We start from the raw sequence: 17733 nt of genomic DNA, 5'->3' as shown, positions 1-17733 counted from the left end.
AAAATCCTTTAATCAGTGGCAAAAAAATATAATTCTAAATACCATGAAAAAACACCTGATTCTTCCCGCTGTACTACTTTCAATTACCATTGGATACAGTCAAAAAAACAACAAGAATGCTTATGAGTTAGCTTCACCAAACGGGCAAAACAAAATAAAATTCGAGTTGGTTAACAACGCACCTAAATATGCTGTTTCACACGGAAAAACCGAAGTGATTACACCATCTGATATGGGTTTTTTACTGAAAGGAAATGAAAATTTAAGTTCTGATTTTGAAATTAAAAATGTAAAAAACACTTCTTTTGATGAAACTTGGGAGCAGGTTTGGGGAGAGAAGAAAAAGATTAGAAATCACTACAATCAGTTGGTAGTAGATTTACAGCAAAAAGGAAAAAACAAACGCAAACTTCAAATTCAGTTTCGTGCTTTCGATGACGGAGTGGCTTTTAGATATGTGTATCCAAAACAAAATGTAAAAGACAGTATTTTCATCATGGATGAAAAAACGACTTTTAACCTGAAAGAAGATGGAAAAGCCTGGTGGATTCCGGCTTACCGTGAAAACCGCTACGAATATTTATACGAGAATTCGCCAGTAAGTACTCTGGATACGGTTCACACGCCAATGACTTTGGAAAGTAAAAGCGGATTAAAATTAAGTTTTCACGAAGCAAACCTGATTGATTTTGCCAGTATGACTTTGGTGAATACTACTGGAACGCAACTAAAAACGGATTTAGTGCCGTGGGCTGATGGTGTAAAAGTTCGTGTAAAAGATACCTTTACCTCTTCCTGGAGGACGATTCAAATTGGAGAAACGGCAGGAGATTTGATCGATTCGTATTTAATTTTAAATCTGAATGAACCAAACAAATTAGGAAATCCATCTTATGTAAAGCCATATAAATATTTCGGAATCTGGTGGGGAATGCACATCGGAAAATATACTTTTTGGGAAAGTGACAAACAAGGAGCTACAACCAAAAATGCGGAAGAATATATTGATTTTACAGCCAAAGAAGGTTTTCATCATTTATTGATTGAAGGCTGGAACAAAGGCTGGACTCCGGCTTGGTACGAAAACCACATGCACATGTTTAGTTTTACCAAAAGTGCCGATAATTTCGATTTGGAAAAAGTGGTCGAATACGGAAAGAAAAAAGATGTTGAACTTATCGGTTACCACGAAACAGGATCTAATTTGATTAATTATTTAAAACAAATTGATGAAGGTTTTGCTTTGTACAAAAAACTAGGAATTCATACGGTAAAAATTGGTCACGTAGGTTCTAAATTAAATATGAAAGAATGGCATCACGGTCAGTTTGGTGTAAACTATTTCAGGTATGTTTTAGAAAAAGCGGCTCAATATGATTTGGCTGTTTTCTATCACGAACCAATAAAAGATACAGGAGAACGCAGAACATACCCAAATATGTTAGCCAGAGAAGCAGCTCGTGGACAGGAATATAATGCGTGGAGCGAAGGTAATCCGCCAAATCACGTAGTTATTTTGCCATTTACCAGAATGTTGTCTGGTCCTATGGAATATACGCCTGGAGTTCTAGATGTAGAAATCAAACAAGGATATCCTGGAAAAAGAGTACACGGAACAACGGCGCAGCAATTGGCTATGTACGTAGTGTTTTATTCGCCTATTCAAATGTTAGCCGATTTGCCTGAAAATTACAAAGGAGTTCCTTCTTTTCAATTCTTAAAAGAGGTTCCTACAGACTGGGCTGATACTAAAGTATTGAATGCTGAAATTGGAGAATACCTTACTACAGTTCGTAAAGATCAAAATAGTGCAGATTGGTATTTAGGTTCGATGACCAATGAAAAAGCGCGTGATTTAGAAGTTTCCCTTTCTTTCTTAGATGCTAATGCTACTTACGAAGCTCAGATTTATGCAGATGCTGAAGGTACTGATGAAACACATAATCCAACAGGAGTTACGATTTCTAAGAAAACAGTTAAAGCTTCGGATTCACTAAAATTACATTTAGGTGGAGCAGGCGGAACTGCGATTAGATTTAAAAAATTATAAATTATAGAATTTCAAACCCGACAGGTTTCAAAAACCTGTCGGGTTTATTCAACATCACGATTAGATTTTATAAAAATTTCTAATCCGACAGATTTTCAGAAAAATGCCGGATTTAAATAACCACAATTTTTTTAAATGAAAAACCTCATATTACATACCATTTTTCTACTGACGCTTACTTTAGGTATGGCTCAGCAAAAAGAGCAATATCCTTTTCAGGATGCTACATTAGATTCTGAAAAACGTATTGATAATTTGCTGGCGCTCATGACCCTTGATGAAAAAATCCAGGCATTGAGCACGAAGCCATCAATACCAAGATTAGGAGTTGTAGGAACAGGTCATGTTGAGGGTTTACACGGATTGGCTTTAGGCGGTCCGGGTGAGTGGGGCGGAAAAAACAAACCGCCATTGCCTACCACCACTTTTCCTCAGGCTTACGGTTTGGGAGAAACATGGGATACCGAATTGCTTCAGAAAGTGGCTCAGGTGGAAGGTTATGAAACACGTTATGCTTTTCAAAAATACAACAGAGGAGGCTTGGTAGTTCGTGCTCCAAACGCCGATATTGCCCGTGATCCCCGTTGGGGACGCACCGAAGAAAGTTATGGTGAAGATGCTTTTTTTAACGGAACCATGACAGTGGCTTTTGTAAAAGGTCTTCAGGGAAATGATTCAAAATACTGGCAAACGGCTTCGCTGATGAAACACTTTTTAGCCAACAGCAACGAAGACGGGCGAACCTATACATCATCTGATTTTGATGAAAGATTGTGGAGAGAATATTATGCTCTGCCTTTTCAGATGGGCGTTGTCGAAGGAGGATCCCGCGCTTATATGGCAGCTTATAATAAAGTAAACGGAATTCCGGCGATGGTACATCCGATGCTAAAAGACATCACACAAAAAGAGTGGGGACAAAACGGAATTATTTGTACCGATGGAGGCGCATTCAAATTACTGCTTTCGGATCATAAATATTATGCCGATAAATATTTGGGCGCTGCAGCAGCGGTAAAAGCAGGAATCAATCAGTTTTTAGATGAATATACCGAAGGGGTTTACGGAGCAGTTGCGCTGGGTCATTTAAAAGAAAAAGAAATAGATGCCGCAATCCGTGGCGATTACAGAGTGATGATAAAACTCGGAATGCTGGATGCTCCAGATGAAAATCCGTATGCTAAAATTGGAACCGGAAAAGACACCATCGATCCCTGGAAAACCGAAGCACATAAAAAAATCGCTTTAGAGGCCACTCAAAAATCAATCGTTTTACTTAAAAATGATTCGGAATTACTGCCTTTACAAAAAGAAAAATTAAAAAAAATAGCCATCATCGGTCTTCGTGCAGATGAAGTACTGCTGGATTGGTACAGCGGAACGCCGCCTTATATCATTACTCCTTTGCAGGGAATAAAAAACAAACTGGGTGATAAAGTAGAAATTTTGTACGCTAAAAATAATACTGACGGTAAAGCGGCTGAAATTGCCAAAAAAGCGGATGCTGTAATTGTAATTGTTGGTAATCATCCGGTATGTAATGCTGGCTGGGCAAATTGCCCTCTGCCAAGCGAAGGTAAAGAAGCCGTTGATCGCCAGTCTTTAACATTGGAACAGGAAGATTTAATAAAAGTAGTGTATCAGGCCAATCCTAAAACAGTTGTGGCGCTGATTAGCAGTTTTCCGTATGCGATTAACTGGACACAGGAACACGTGCCGGCAATTGTGCACATGGCCCAAAACAGTCAGGAAACAGGAACTGCTTTGGCGGATGTTTTATTTGGAGATTATAATCCTGCAGGACGATTAACGCAAACCTGGGTGAAGGATATTACCGATTTACCAGATTTTTTAGATTATAACATTCGTAACGGAAGAACGTACCAATATTTTAAAGGGAAACCTTTGTATGCTTTTGGCCACGGACTGAGTTATACGACTTTCAAATACAATTCGGTTGAAACAAATTCGGGTTTTATTACTAAAAAAGGGGAAATAAAAGTGACCATTTCAATTACAAATTCAGGCAATAAAGACGGTGACGAAGTGGTTCAGTTGTATGTAAAACAATTGCAGTCAAAAGTAGAACGCCCGGAAAAAGAGTTGAAATCGTTTCAAAGAGTATTTTTTAAAGCAGGAGAAACCAAAAATGTTTCTTTGGTTTTAAAAGCAAAAGATTTAGAATACTGGAATACGTCTAAACAACAATTTGAATTAGAAAATAACACGATTGAAATCCAGATTGGAAGTGCTTCAGATCAAATTCTTTTAAATAAAAAAATCACAGTAAAATAATTATAATGAAAAAAAAGATACTGCTATTAATCGTTTTATTTAGTCTGACCTATGTTACAGTATGGGCTCAAAATACTAATGCTGAAAGTACATCAGAAAGAATTATAAAAGTTGATTATCATAAAACGGCTGGCGAAATGAATACCATGTTCAAAGAGTGTATTGGAGCCGGAAGAGCCAATGAAGGATTGCGTGCCGACTGGCAGCAGCAACTGGCTATGGTAAAAAAAGAATGTGATTTTAAATACATCAGAATGCACGGTTTATTATCTGATGATATGGCGGTTTACAGAGAAGAAAGCAAAGGAAATCCGGAATACAATTATCAGTATATTGATGTTTTGTATGATTTTCTGATTAGTATAAAAATGAAACCTTTTGTAGAATTAGGTTTTATGCCTTCAGCTTTGGCAAGTGGTCCACAAACTATTTTTTGGTGGAAAGGAAATGTAACGCCTCCAAAAGATTATAAAAAATGGGAAGATTTAATTCGAAATTTAACCCAGCATTTTACAGAACGTTATGGGGAAGAAGAAGTAAAAACCTGGTATTTCGAAGTTTGGAATGAGCCTAATTTAACACCGGGTTTCTGGACGGGAACTCAGGAAGAATATTTTAAATTATACGAATATGCAGCCCGCGGCGTAAAAAGCGTAAATCCTGCTTACAAAGTGGGAGGACCCGCAACAGCAGGTGCGGCATGGGTTCCTGAAACTATTGAATTTGCAACAAAAAACAATGTGCCGCTTGATTTTATTACGACACATACGTACGGAGTTAAACAAGGTTTTCTGGACGAATTTGGAACTTCGGGAACGGTTTTAAATAAAGATGATTCTAGTGTAAGCGGTGATGTAATCAATTCGCGTAAGCAGATTTCTTCTTCGGCAAAGCCAAATTTAGAATTGCATTACACAGAATGGAGCAGCTCGTACACTCCGGCAGATCCTATTCATGATAGTTATCACTCGGCAGCGTATATTTTGCAAAAATTAAAACAAGTTGGAAATGCTGCCAATTCGATGTCGTATTGGGTTTTTACCGATATTTTCGAAGAACCGGGACCAAGATTCACCCCTTTTCACGGAGGATTCGGATTGTTGAATACACAGGGAATTAAAAAACCGGCTTATTTTTCGTATTCACTTTTGAATAAATTAGGAGAAACCGAGCTTCAAAATACAGATACTTCATCCTGGACAACCAAAAATGATAAGGGCGATGTACAAATATTATTATGGGATTTTACCAATACACATCCGGGTGATTCTGTTAATAATCAGGTGTATTACATAAAAGATCTGCCTTCTAAATCAAAAGGAAGTATAAAAATTCAGGTGGATGGTTTACAAAAAGGAAAGTATAAACTGGAGATTTACAAAGTGGGTTATAAAACCAATGATGTTTTCTCGGATTATCTGGCCATGAACAAACCAAGCCAGTTAACACTGCAGCAGGTTAAAACGCTGAAAGAAAAAAACAATACCGCCCTTATTACCACCGAAAAGGTAAGTATTGATTCTAAAGGAGTATTTAGCAAAGATTTTAAGATTAACGAGAATGATGTTTTCTTGTTTAATCTTGTCAAACAATAGATTTTTAAAAAACAACAATTCTAAATAAAATTATTCACACATGAAAAACAAGATGTTATACCTATCAGTAGCAGTAGCATTTTTTGCATTTACTTCTTGCAAAAATGATTCGGCTAGCGGTTCTGGAAACGGAGACGGAACAGAAAAAACGTATCAAGGGAAAGAAATTGGTTCTGAGTTTGATGCAGAAATAGACAAATTAGTTGCTCAAATGACACTTGAGGAAAAAATAGGAATGCTGCACGGTAACAGTATGTTTACTAGTGGTGGCGTAAAACGTTTAGGTATTCCGGAACTAAAAATGGCTGATGGTCCGTTAGGAGTTCGTGAAGAAATTTCACGCGACAACTGGGCTCCGGCGGGTTTAACAAATGATTTTGCAACCTATTATCCGGCTGCAGGTGCTTTGGCTGCAACCTGGAATGATGAAATGTCCTATACTTTTGGTAATAGCGTAGGTCAGGAAATGCGTGCCAGAGACAAAGATATGTTGCTTTCGCCAGCAATCAATATTGTCAGAACACCACTTGGAGGAAGAACGTATGAATACATGACCGAAGATCCATTTTTGAATAAAAAAATGGCAGTTCCGATGATTGTTGGTTTGCAGGACAACGATATTATGGCTTGTGTAAAACACTTTGCAGCAAACAATCAGGAAACAAATCGTGATTTTGTCGATGTACAAATTGATGAGCGTACACTTCGTGAAATTTACTTACCAGCCTTTGAAGCAGCTGTAAAAGAGGCTCACGCGTATAGTATCATGGGAGCGTATAACAAGTTTAGAGGCGAATATTTATGCGAGAATGATTACATGTTGAATAAAATCCTTCGTGACGAATGGGGTTTTAAAGGTGTTGTAGTTTCAGATTGGGCAGCGGTACATTCAACAGAAAAATCATTAAAAAGCGGACTGGATATCGAAATGGGTACGCCAAAACCTTTCAATGAATTTTTCCTTGCCGATAAATTAATCGCAGCAGCAAAAGCAGGAACAGTTTCAGAAGCTGAAATTGATATTCATGTAAAAAGAATTTTACGCGTTTTATTCCAGGTGAAAGCTATGGGAGGCAAAGAACGTGTAAAAGGAAGTCTGGCTACAGAAGCACACTATCAGGATGCTTACAAAATCGCAGCAGAAGCAGTGGTGTTGTTGAAAAATGATAACAACGCATTGCCTTTACAATTAGAGGGCGTAAAATCTATTGCGGTTATTGGAAACAATGCTACCAAGAAAAATGCTTTAGGCGGATTTGGTGCAGGTGTAAAAACAAAAAGAGAAGTAACGCCTTTAGAAGGATTAAAAAACAGATTGCCTAAATCCATCCAGATTAATTATGCTGAAGGATATTTAGAGCGTTACGATGAAAAAAATAAAGGAAATTTAGGAAACATTACTTCTAATGGTCCTGTAACGATAGACCAATTAGATCCTGCAAAAGTACAGGAAGCAGTCGAAGCGGCTAAAAAATCAGATATTGCTATTGTTTTTGCGGGTTCTAACCGTGATTACGAAACAGAAGCTTCGGATCGTAGAAACTTAAAATTACCTTTTGGACAAGAAGAATTAATTAAAAAAATAGTAGCGGTAAACCCAAGAACAATTGTAGTAGTAATTGCTGGTGCTCCTTTTGAAATTGAAGATTTAAGCAAAAAAACTTCTGCTTTGGTTTGGAGTTGGTTTAATGGTTCTGAAGGTGGAAATGCGTTGGCAGATGTGTTGTTAGGAAAAGTAAATCCTTCAGGAAAATTACCTTGGACAATGCCTAAAAAATTGATGGATTCTCCAGCACATGCAACCAACAGTTTCCCAGGAGAAAAAGCAGTAAATTATGCTGAAGGAATTTTAGTAGGATACCGTTGGTTTGATACTAAAAATATTGCGCCGTTATATCCTTTTGGATACGGATTGTCTTATACTTCTTTTACGTTTGATAATGCCAAAGCGGATAAAACTTCGTATGCTCAAAACGAAACAATTTCTGTTACTGTAGAAGTAAAAAATACGGGAAAAGTTGACGGAAAAGAAGTAGTGCAATTGTATGCCGCTAAGTCTGATTCTAAAATTACACGTGCTGCAAAAGAATTAAAAGGATTCAAAAAAGTATTGGTAAAATCAGGAAGTTCAAATACAGTAACGATTCAGGTTCCGGTTAAAGAATTGGCCTATTATGACGTAGCTGCTAAAAAATGGACAGTTGAGCCAGGAAAATACATTCTGAAAATTGGAAATTCTTCAAGAGACATCAAAAAAGAAATTCCGGTTACCATTAAATAAAAAACTTTTTAGCACTAATTATGTAGCCTTATTTTATTATAAAAGGTTATGAATAAGGATGAAAAGGATTGTTATGTTTTAACGTGTTGGCTGTAATTCAATTAATTACAGCCAATGGGTTATGTTTTATATTACGTTGAATAAATAGCTTACTTACTAACCAAATATTATAAAATGAAAAAAACAATTAACCAATACATAATTAGTGCTATATTATGTATCGCCTTTTTTGGTGTTTTTGCCTGCAGTGCAGACAAAGAAACGCCGCAAAATTTATCAGTAGGATCACTTACTGTAGATAAAAATAAAGTTGAATTTCCAAGCACGGAAAGCAATGCTGATATTAAGATTGAAACCGATGTTACCGCATGGTTATTGAGCAGTTCTGATGCAAGCTGGCTAAAAATCAGTCAGGCAGGTGGAACGGCAGGTACAATAAATGTTAAGATTACTGCATTGGTAAACACCGGTAATTCTCAAAGAACCGCAATTATTACATTAAGTTCCAATCAGGCCAAATCCATACAAATTACCGTAACTCAGGCTGCTAATACTGCAGTACCAGGTTTGTTTCCGGACTACAATACCAATCCTCTTGCAGCTGATGCGTCAGGAATGGGAAGCAATGCAACCCAGCTTGCCGCTAAAATGAATTTAGGCTGGAATATCGGAAATACTCTGGAAGCTACAGGAAGCGAAACTGCCTGGGGAAATCCTAAGGTTACTAAAGCCCTGATTGATTTGGTTAAAGCAAATGGTTTTAATGCCATCAGAATTCCTTGTTCCTGGAATCAGTATCTTGAAAATGCTTCAACGGCAAAAATCAATACACAATGGTTAGACCGTGTAAAAGAAGTGGTACAATATTGTGTTGACAATGATATGTATGTAATTGTAAACATCCACTGGGATGGCGGATGGCTGGAAAACAATGTTACCGATGCCAAAAAAGAAGAAAATAATGCCAAGCAAAAAGCATTTTGGCAGCAAATCGCAACGCACTTACGTGGGTTTGATGAGCATTTACTTTTTGCAAGCGCTAATGAACCAAATGTTGAAAACGCTGCTCAAATGGCCGTCTTAACATCCTACCACCAAACATTTATTGATGCGGTACGTTCTACCGGAGGAAAAAACGCCTATCGAAATTTAATTGTACAGGGACCATCGACAGATATTGAAAAAACAAACCTATTGATGACTTCCTTACCAACTGATTCAGCAACAAACAGAATGATGGCTGAGGTTCACTTTTATCCGTATCAGTTTACTTTGATGACCGAAGATGCAGACTGGGGCAAAATGTTTTACTATTGGGGAGCAGGAAATCATTCCACTACAGATACGGAACGTAATGCAACCTGGGGTGAAGAAGCCGATATCGATAGATTTTTTCTAATGATGAAAACACAATTTGTTGATAAAGGAATTCCTGTAATTTTAGGAGAATTCGGAGCAATAAAACGTGATTTAACCGGTGATGCCTTAACACTGCATTTAAAATCCAGAGCTGCATTTCTAAAATACGTCGTAAAACAGTCAAGAGCAAACGGTATGGTTCCGTTTTATTGGGATGCAGGAAATTTAGGAGCCAATACGATGTCTTTATTTGACAGATCCAACAACACAGTCTATGATAGTCAGGCTTTAGAAGCTTTGCTGGAAGGATTGGAATAATAAAAAAATAGAATTCACCATATAAGTGATATAAGTAAAAATTAAGTAATGTATCGTATAAACTTAAATTTACTTATATCACTTATATGGTTTTAAACATTTTTAGGTTAACTTTTTAATTTAAAATAATACTAATGAAAAAATATATCGCCTTTCTTCTTTTAATGTTCAGCAGTATCATAAATGCAAATGTTCGAATGCCTTTGTTATTTTCTGACGGAATGGTTTTACAACGCAATAAGCAAATTCCGGTTTGGGGCTGGGCAGATGCCAATGAAAAAGTAACCGTTCATTTTAACAAACAAAGCAAAACAATCCAGGCCGATAAAAACGGAAAATGGATGGTAAAATTAAACGCTGAAAAAGCAGGAGGTCCTTTCGAATTAATCATCACAGGAAATAATAAAATTAGCATCAAAGATGTTTTGGTGGGCGAAGTATGGATTTGCAGCGGACAATCGAACATGGAATTTCAGATGTACAAAACTATGAATGCTGAAAAAGAAATGCAGGACTCTGATTATCCAATGATTCGTCATTTTGGTGTGGCTCAGGATTTAAGCGGAACTCCAAAAGAAGATTTAAAACAAGGAAAATGGGCCGTTGCTAACAAAGAAAACATAAAAGACTTTACAGCAGCAGGTTTCTTTTTTGCCAAAAAAATATACGCTGAGCTAAAAATCCCAATCGGAATTATCAATACTTCCTGGGGCGGAACCTGTGTAGAAACCTGGACAAGCCGTGAAGCTTTCGAAAAAAGTCCTGACTTCAAAACCATGATTGCCGAAGTTCCACAAGTTGATATGGACGCGGTTTTTGAAACCTACAAAAAATCACTTTTAGAGAATATCAAAAAAATACAAGGTTTTGATGTAACGATGAATAATGAAAATCAGTTCTCAGCAGCTGATTATAACGATGCCAGCTGGCCGGAAATCAAAACACCTTCCTTGTGGGAAAACCTACAAATTGGCAATATCGATGGTGTAGTCTGGATGCGAAAAACCATTACTTTAACAGCGGAACAAGCTAAAAAAGAAGCCGTTTTGCATTTGGCCAAAGTAGATGACGAAGATGTTACCTACGTAAACGGAGTTCAGGTTGGAACAAACAATATTTGGGAAGCCAAAAGAATTTACAAAATCCCTGCCGGAGTTCTTAAAGAAGGCAAAAACGTAATCGCAGTCCGAATTTCAGATTATTCAGGCGGTGGCGGAATTTACGGCGAAGCTTCAGATTTCAAAATCGATTTCAAAGATTCCAATTTGCCGCTTGAAGGACTTTGGAAATTCAATGTCGTACAGGTAAAAATGTCGGTTTCTCCCAACAGTTATCCTTCACTTTTGTACAATGCAATGGTAAATCCGTTGATTCCGTACGCTTTTCAGGGCGTTTTATGGTATCAGGGCGAGGCCAATGTCACCAGAGCCGAACAATACAAAAAAGCATTTCCTTTAATGATTACAGATTGGAGAACCAAATGGAATCAGGGCGATTTCCCTTTCTATTTTGTGCAATTATCCACTTTCGACGAATTCAAAGGAAACAGCAAAGTCGGCAGCCGTTGGGCAGAACTCCGCGAAGCACAAACCGAAACACTAAAATTACCAAACACCGGAATGGCCGTAACCACAGATATTGGTAACGCAAAAGACATTCACCCCACAAACAAACAAGACGTCGGACTTCGTTTGGCAGCAATTGCACTCAACAATGTTTACGGCAAAAAAAGAGTTTTTAGCGGCCCAATGTATCAATCTCAGGAAATAAAAGGAAACCAAATTATACTGACTTTCAATCACACAGGTTCGGGATTGACCGCTTCAGACAATTCTGAAAACGTAAAAGGTTTCGAAATCGCGGGTGCCGACAAAGTTTTTTATTCCGCGAAAGCGATAATCAAAAACAACAAAATAATCGTTTCCAGCGAAAAAGTCCCAAATCCGGTAGCCGTTCATTACGGTTGGGCAGACGATGACACGGAGATTAATCTTTTCAACAAAGAAAAATTGCCCGCATCTCCTTTCAGAACCGATAATTGGGAAATGATTACGGCAAACGAAAAATATCAGGTTAGTAAATAACTTCAATCATGAAAAAATCAATTTTATTATTTATATCTTTTTTCTCTCTAGTCGTAAATGCGCAGCATCAAAGCAACCAGGGAAATGATGTAACCTATCAAAATCCAATATTTGCAGGCGATTATCCAGATCCATCTATAATTAGAGACGGTGAAGATTATTACATTGTACATTCTTCTTTTAATTATTATCCCGGATTATTAATTTGGACTTCCAAAGATTTGGTAAACTGGAAACCCGTTACACATGCACTTAAAAAAAGTGTAGGTTCAGTCTGGGCTCCGGATTTGGTAAAACTCAACAATAAATTTTATATTTACTTTCCGGCAAACGAAACCAATTATGTCGTTTGGGCAGATAATATCAATGGTCCGTGGAGCGATCCTGTCGATTTAAAAATTGGAAATATTGATCCCGGTCATTTTACAGATGAAAAAGGAAACAGATACTTGTATTTCAGCAATGGTAGTTATGTCCCGCTTTCGAAAGACGGACTGACAGTTGCAGGCGAAAGCAAACAGGTGTACGAAGGATGGAAAATTCCTTTAGAATGGTCAATTGAATGCTTTTGCATGGAAGGACCTAAAGTTCTAAAAAAAGGAGATTATTATTACCTGACCACAGCTGAGGGAGGAACCGCTGGACCTCCTACAAGTCACATGGTTATTTCGGCAAGATCAAAGTCACCATTCGGACCTTGGGAAAATTCACCTCATAATCCAATTTTAAGAACCAATAACGCCTCCGAAAAATGGTGGTCAAAAGGGCACGCCACATTAATTGATGATGTGAAAGGAAATTGGTGGATGGTTTTTCACGGTTATGAAAACGGCTATTACAACATGGGACGACAAACATTGCTACAGCCTGTAGAATGGACAAAGGACGGATGGTTTGTAATGAAGTCTGATATTAAAACCGAAGATAAAATAAAAAAACCGGCAGGTGAATCCATAAAAAGTGATTTCATACTTTCGGATACTTTTGCAGGTATGAAACTCAATCCGCAATGGCAATTTTTTGATGAATATGATACTCAAAGAGTCACATTTTCTTCAAAAGGCATAAATATCAAAGGAAAAGGAACAGGTATTGGTCAAAGTTCACCATTGTTATGTACGCCTTCGGATCATTCGTACACTGCTGATGTTGAAATTGAAATAGAAGGTAATGCGTCCGCAGGATTAGTTCTTTTCTATGATACTAAATTATTTACGGGAATCGCTTTCGATAAAGAAAATATTATGGCGATCCTTAGAGTATGGCAATTTCCTACTGTAAAAGGAGTAAATAAAACACATTTGTTTTTGCGACTGGAAAAAAAGGAACAGGTAGTAAATATGTTTTACAGTATCGAAGGTAAGAATTGGTTAAAAATCGAAAACTCCGCTGAGGTAAGCTCGTTCAATCATAATGTACTAAGTGGTTTTATGAGCCTTAAGTTAGGGCTTTCTGCAGTTGGAGAAGGTTCAGTTACGTTCAGGAATTTTACGTATAAACCTATTTATTAATTTTAATGGCATAAGTTGGGCGTGACCCCATCCCGATAAAAGGGCAAATCAACTTTGCGCGTATTCGCCCTTTTATCGGCATGAGGTCGGGCTATCCATGCTACTTCGGTAGCTTATTCCTATCCCTCACGCGCGCAAAATGTCATTAAGTTAAAGAATTTAAAATAAAATAGATCTCTGATTACAATGATTTAAAAGATTAAAATGAAATCTGCAGAATCTGCGAAATCTGCGAGGAAATAAAACGTCATTTTTCTTATCTTAACTTGTTGGGTGAGATTATTTTAACACATAGAAACATAGTTTATTGAACTCAAAAAAGGCGTTTCACTTGCATTAAAACATCCCTATAGTTATCGGGACTATGTGTGAAGAAACGAGTTTCTTTTTGATTTCCTTTTTTTCAAAATCATAAAATCTATGTTTTCTATGTGTTTAATTAAATTTTTATTAATTACACACAACTGGTTAACTTAGTAATCTATAGATAAAACAAATTAAAATAAAGTTCCGTACGAACGAAACATATTAAACGACGCAAAATGAAATCAAACAGTATAAAAATATTTTTCATTTTTCTTTTTACCATAAAAATGTCGGCGCAATCCAGTCATGTTTTATGGTACAGCCAACCCGCCGAATTCTTTGAAGAAAGTCTGGTTTTAGGAAACGGAAAAATGGGTGCAACGGTTTTTGGAGGCGCCAATTCAGATAAAATTTACCTGAACGACATCACACTTTGGTCGGGAGAACCCGTAAATGCCAACATGAATCCGGAAGCCTACAAAAACATTCCTGCGATTCGCGAAGCACTCCAAAACGAAAACTACAAACTGGCCGAAGAACTCAATAAAAAAGTGCAGGGCAAAAACTCCGAATCTTTTTCGCCTTTAGGAACTTTAGAAATCAATAATGAAGAAAAAGGAAAAGCGGTAAATTATCGTCGGGAACTGGATCTTTCGAACGCCATATCAAAAGTGAGTTACGAAATGGCGGGTATAAAATATACACGCGAATATTTCGTCTCGGCTCCGGATCAAATAATGATAATCAAATTAACAAGCGATCAAAAAGGAGCTTTAAACTTTAATATCAATTTAAAGAGTTTATTAAAATCAAATGTTGAAGTCAGAAATAACATGTTGGTAATGACTGGTAGTGCGCCAATTCATGAAAATGCCGGATATGCTGTTTTGCCAAAATATCTCGATATAAAAGACAGGGGAACCAGATTTACGACTTTAATCCAAATAAAAAAAACAGACGGGAAAATTACCAATTCGAGAGAATCTCTAATTTTAAAAGACGCAACAGAAGCTATTATTTATGTTTCGGTTGCCACAAGCTTTAATGGTTTCGACAAAAATCCGGCAACAGAAGGTGTTGAAGATGTAGCAATTGCACTACAAAATTTGAACAAAGCATTTTCGAAACCTTTCGATAAAGTAAAGGAATTTCATATTGCCGATTATCAAAAATTCTACAATCGTGTCACTTTAGATTTAGGCAAAACAACCGCTCCCGATTTGCCAACAGATGAACGTTTGTTAAGATATTCTGAAGGTAAGGAAGATAAAAATCTTGAAATTTTGTATTTCAATTACGGTCGTTATTTATTGATAAGCAGTTCAAGAACCCTTGGTGTTCCGGCGAATTTGCAAGGTATTTGGAATCCGCATTTAAATCCGCCGTGGAGCAGTAATTATACGATGAACATCAATCTGGAAGAGAATTATTGGCTTGCCGAAAACACGAATCTTTCAGAAATGCATCTGCCTCTGTTGTCTTTCATAAAAAACCTTTCGGTAACCGGAAAAACAAGCGCTAAAACATTTTACGGCGTAAACAAAGGATGGTCGGCATCACACAATTCAGATATCTGGGCGATGACCAATCCGGTTGGTCAATTCGGAAAAGAAGATCCAATGTGGGCGTGCTGGAATACCGCAGGAGCCTGGTTAAGCACGCATATCTGGGAACATTATGTTTTTTCGCAAGACAAAAAATATCTAAAAAACGAAGGGTATCCTATTATGAAAGGTGCTTCTCAATTCTTTTTAGAGTGGATGGTTACCGATAAAAACGGAAATCTGATTACATCACCATCCACTTCACCTGAAAATCAATACCTAACACCAGATGGTTTTGTTGGCGCCACAATGTATGGAGGAACTGCTGATTTAGCGATGATTCGTGAATGTTTCGATAAAACAATCAAAGCTTCAGAAGTCTTAAATAGCGATGCCGAATTCAGAACCAAATTAGAAACTGCCCTTTCTAAAATGTACCCTTATCAAATTGGCAAAAAAGGAAACCTGCAGGAATGGTATTTCGATTGGGAAGATAAAGATCCAAGACATCGTCATCAATCACAGCTGTTTGGACTTTTTCCTGGGGACCACATTACACCATTAAAAACGCCGGATTTGGCCGAAGCTTCCAGAAAAACATTAGAAATAAAAGGCGATGAAACCACAGGCTGGTCAAAAGGCTGGAGAATTAATCTATGGGCAAGACTCTGGGACGGAAATCGCGCCTACAAAATGTACCGTGAACTGCTTCGCTACGTAGATCCTGACGGAAAGAAAACCGAAAAACCAAGAAGAGGAGGAGGAACGTACCCGAATTTAATGGACGCACATCCGCCATTTCAAATTGATGGTAATTTTGGAGGAGCCGCAGCCGTTGCCGAAATGCTGGTACAATCAGATGAAAACGAAATCAGATTATTACCTGCTTTACCAGATGCCTGGGAAACGGGTTCCGTAAAAGGAATCTGCGCCAGAGGTGGATTCGAAATCGCAATGGAATGGCAAAACAAAACACTAAAAAAAGTAATTATTTTTTCTAAAACAGGAGGAACAACAATTTTGATTAGTGGTGATAAAAAACAAACAATCACGTTGAAAAAAGGAGAGCAATCAGAAATAAACTGGTAAAAGCGATCAAACAAATTGTATCAAACCCGACAGGTTTTTGAAACCTGTCGGGTTTCATTTTATAAATATTATTTTGCTTCCGTAGGTTTTTCTTCAACAGTGTTTTCTTCTTCAGTATTCTTAGTATGATTTTCTTTAAAAGTTTCATACCATTTTTCTATCGAAGGATACACAAAAGCAGCCACTTTTTTAATCGGATTATAAAAAAAAGAATGATCCAGAGTTTCTTTTTTAGCAAACGTTTGATTGAAATTTACTTTTTCGAAGAGGGCTATGAAAATACTCAAGATCAAGATTGTTTTTAGAACTCTAAAAAATCCGCCACCCAGTTTATTGGTCCAGCCAAGCATGGCAAAATCAGCGATTCCTGTTAAAAACTTAGCCAGCAAATTTACAGAGATTACGACAAGTATAAAAGTCAGTATAAAAGCAGTAACCTGAATAGTATTAGGGTTCCAGGAAACATGTTTCATCAGAATTTCTTTCATTAAAGACGAAAATTTAATAGCCAGATAAATTCCCAACAACAAAGAAACAAAAGATGCTATTTCTACGAAAAGCCCGTTTTGGATACCTTTGTAAAAACTAAAAGCCAAGAGAGCACCCAAAAAAATATCTAAAAAACTCATAAATAGGTTTGTTTTATAAAGGAGCAAATATATATCTTTTTTTAGGTACAGAGGTTTAGAGATACAAAGGTTCAGAGGTTTTTCGATTTCCTTTATTTAAATATCAGAAACGATGTTGATCATTTTTTGAGGTCTTTGGATTTGAAGTGTGTATCTTTGCCACAATAATTTTAGAGTTCAGATTGTAGCGTTCAGATTAAAAAAATCTCAAGAACAGCAATCTAAAATCTAAAATCTAAAATCTAAAATCTAAAATCTAAAATCATAAATTAAGAATGTCAAGAGATATACAACTAAAAGAGCGCTGGGAAAAGCTCGTCGATATACTATCCAATCAGTTTTCGCAAGGCGAAGATTTAGATTTAGATGCCATCATTTACTTAATAGGAGTTCAGGAACTCGGAAAAGTACATCGCGAATTCAAAAAAGACGAAAAATTAAACCTGATGCACATCGCGATTTGCCGATTATTAGAGCCTTATGGTTATTACGAATTCGAATATTTTGACGAAGACGGATGGCCACATTATAAGGTAAAAGAAGAATTGCCACCACTAAAAGCAGGTGAACAATCGGTTTTAATGAAAGAAGCGATTGTGAATTATTTTTTGGAAAGAGAACTTATTGATTAAATTTTAGGTTTTAGAGTGTAGATTTTAGATTTAGGAATGA

Annotated in this window: 10 protein-coding genes; 9 read left to right on the top strand and 1 reads right to left on the bottom strand. The window is 37.0% G+C overall.

The genetic code is table 11. The features are described from left to right. Nucleotides 1–43 precede the first annotated feature (43 nt). The 8 genes from GON26_RS04385 (at nucleotide 44) to GON26_RS04350 (ending at nucleotide 16432) form a co-directional block, all read left to right on the top strand. Nucleotides 44–2050, top strand: a complete 2007-nt coding sequence (locus GON26_RS04385; protein ID WP_160373511.1) for a glycoside hydrolase family 97 protein — start codon at nucleotides 44–46, stop codon at nucleotides 2048–2050. 135 nt (nucleotides 2051–2185) lie between these two features. Next, a complete protein-coding gene (locus GON26_RS04380; RefSeq protein ID WP_160373510.1) occupies nucleotides 2186–4345 on the top strand; it encodes a glycoside hydrolase family 3 C-terminal domain-containing protein in 2160 nt (719 codons plus the stop codon). 5 nt (nucleotides 4346–4350) lie between these two features. Further along, nucleotides 4351–5940: a GH39 family glycosyl hydrolase gene (locus tag GON26_RS04375; protein WP_160373509.1), complete on the top strand. Its 1590-nt coding sequence runs from the start codon at nucleotides 4351–4353 to the stop codon at nucleotides 5938–5940. A gap of 40 nt (nucleotides 5941–5980) precedes the next feature. Beyond that, the gene (locus tag GON26_RS04370) at nucleotides 5981–8221 is read left to right on the top strand and encodes a glycoside hydrolase family 3 C-terminal domain-containing protein (protein WP_160373508.1); all 2241 of its coding nucleotides are present in this window, start codon (nucleotides 5981–5983) and stop codon (nucleotides 8219–8221) included. A 174-nt stretch (nucleotides 8222–8395) separates the two neighbouring features. Then, nucleotides 8396–9898, top strand: a complete 1503-nt coding sequence (locus GON26_RS04365) for a cellulase family glycosylhydrolase (protein ID WP_160373507.1) — start codon at nucleotides 8396–8398, stop codon at nucleotides 9896–9898. Between the two features lie 134 nt (nucleotides 9899–10032). Beyond that, nucleotides 10033–11982 (top strand): sialate O-acetylesterase, encoded by a 1950-nt coding sequence (locus GON26_RS04360; RefSeq protein ID WP_160373506.1) that lies wholly within the window; start codon nucleotides 10033–10035, stop codon nucleotides 11980–11982. Between the two features lie 8 nt (nucleotides 11983–11990). Beyond that, complete coding sequence (locus GON26_RS04355) at nucleotides 11991–13493, top strand: family 43 glycosylhydrolase (RefSeq protein ID WP_160373505.1); 1503 nt, start codon at nucleotides 11991–11993, stop codon at nucleotides 13491–13493. A 542-nt stretch (nucleotides 13494–14035) separates the two neighbouring features. Further along, a complete protein-coding gene (locus GON26_RS04350; RefSeq protein ID WP_160373504.1) occupies nucleotides 14036–16432 on the top strand; it encodes a glycoside hydrolase family 95 protein in 2397 nt (798 codons plus the stop codon). Between the two features lie 68 nt (nucleotides 16433–16500). On the opposite strand, the gene GON26_RS04345 is transcribed toward GON26_RS04350, so the two are convergent. Continuing rightward, nucleotides 16501–17061 carry a CvpA family protein gene (locus tag GON26_RS04345; RefSeq protein ID WP_160373503.1) on the bottom strand — a complete coding sequence of 187 codons (561 nt, stop codon included), beginning with the start codon at nucleotides 17059–17061 and terminating at the stop codon, nucleotides 16501–16503. Between the two features lie 275 nt (nucleotides 17062–17336). On the opposite strand from GON26_RS04345, the gene GON26_RS04340 reads away from it, so the two are divergent. After that, a complete protein-coding gene (locus tag GON26_RS04340; protein ID WP_160373502.1) occupies nucleotides 17337–17693 on the top strand; it encodes a hypothetical protein in 357 nt (118 codons plus the stop codon). Nucleotides 17694–17733: the final 40 nt, after the last annotated feature.

Origin of the sequence: Flavobacterium hydrocarbonoxydans, from assembly GCF_009789235.1 — a bacterium.
GTDB classification, from domain to species: domain Bacteria; phylum Bacteroidota; class Bacteroidia; order Flavobacteriales; family Flavobacteriaceae; genus Flavobacterium; species Flavobacterium hydrocarbonoxydans.
Note: the sequence above shows the minus strand (reverse complement) of the source record. Positions and strands in the feature narration are given on the sequence as shown.

Excerpts from the sequence above, each read along its gene's own strand:
- GON26_RS04370 (WP_160373508.1), top strand. The coding sequence starts at position 5,981 with ATGAAAAACAAGATGTTATACCTATCAGTAGCAGTAGCATTTTTTGCA.
- GON26_RS04360 (WP_160373506.1), top strand. The coding sequence starts at position 10,033 with ATGAAAAAATATATCGCCTTTCTTCTTTTAATGTTCAGCAGTATCATA.
- GON26_RS04345 (WP_160373503.1), bottom strand. The coding sequence starts at position 17,061 with ATGAGTTTTTTAGATATTTTTTTGGGTGCTCTCTTGGCTTTTAGTTTT.
- GON26_RS04375 (WP_160373509.1), top strand. The coding sequence starts at position 4,351 with ATGAAAAAAAAGATACTGCTATTAATCGTTTTATTTAGTCTGACCTAT.
- GON26_RS04340 (WP_160373502.1), top strand. The coding sequence starts at position 17,337 with ATGTCAAGAGATATACAACTAAAAGAGCGCTGGGAAAAGCTCGTCGAT.
- GON26_RS04355 (WP_160373505.1), top strand. The coding sequence starts at position 11,991 with ATGAAAAAATCAATTTTATTATTTATATCTTTTTTCTCTCTAGTCGTA.
- GON26_RS04380 (WP_160373510.1), top strand. The coding sequence starts at position 2,186 with ATGAAAAACCTCATATTACATACCATTTTTCTACTGACGCTTACTTTA.
- GON26_RS04365 (WP_160373507.1), top strand. The coding sequence starts at position 8,396 with ATGAAAAAAACAATTAACCAATACATAATTAGTGCTATATTATGTATC.
- GON26_RS04350 (WP_160373504.1), top strand. The coding sequence starts at position 14,036 with ATGAAATCAAACAGTATAAAAATATTTTTCATTTTTCTTTTTACCATA.
- GON26_RS04385 (WP_160373511.1), top strand. The coding sequence starts at position 44 with ATGAAAAAACACCTGATTCTTCCCGCTGTACTACTTTCAATTACCATT.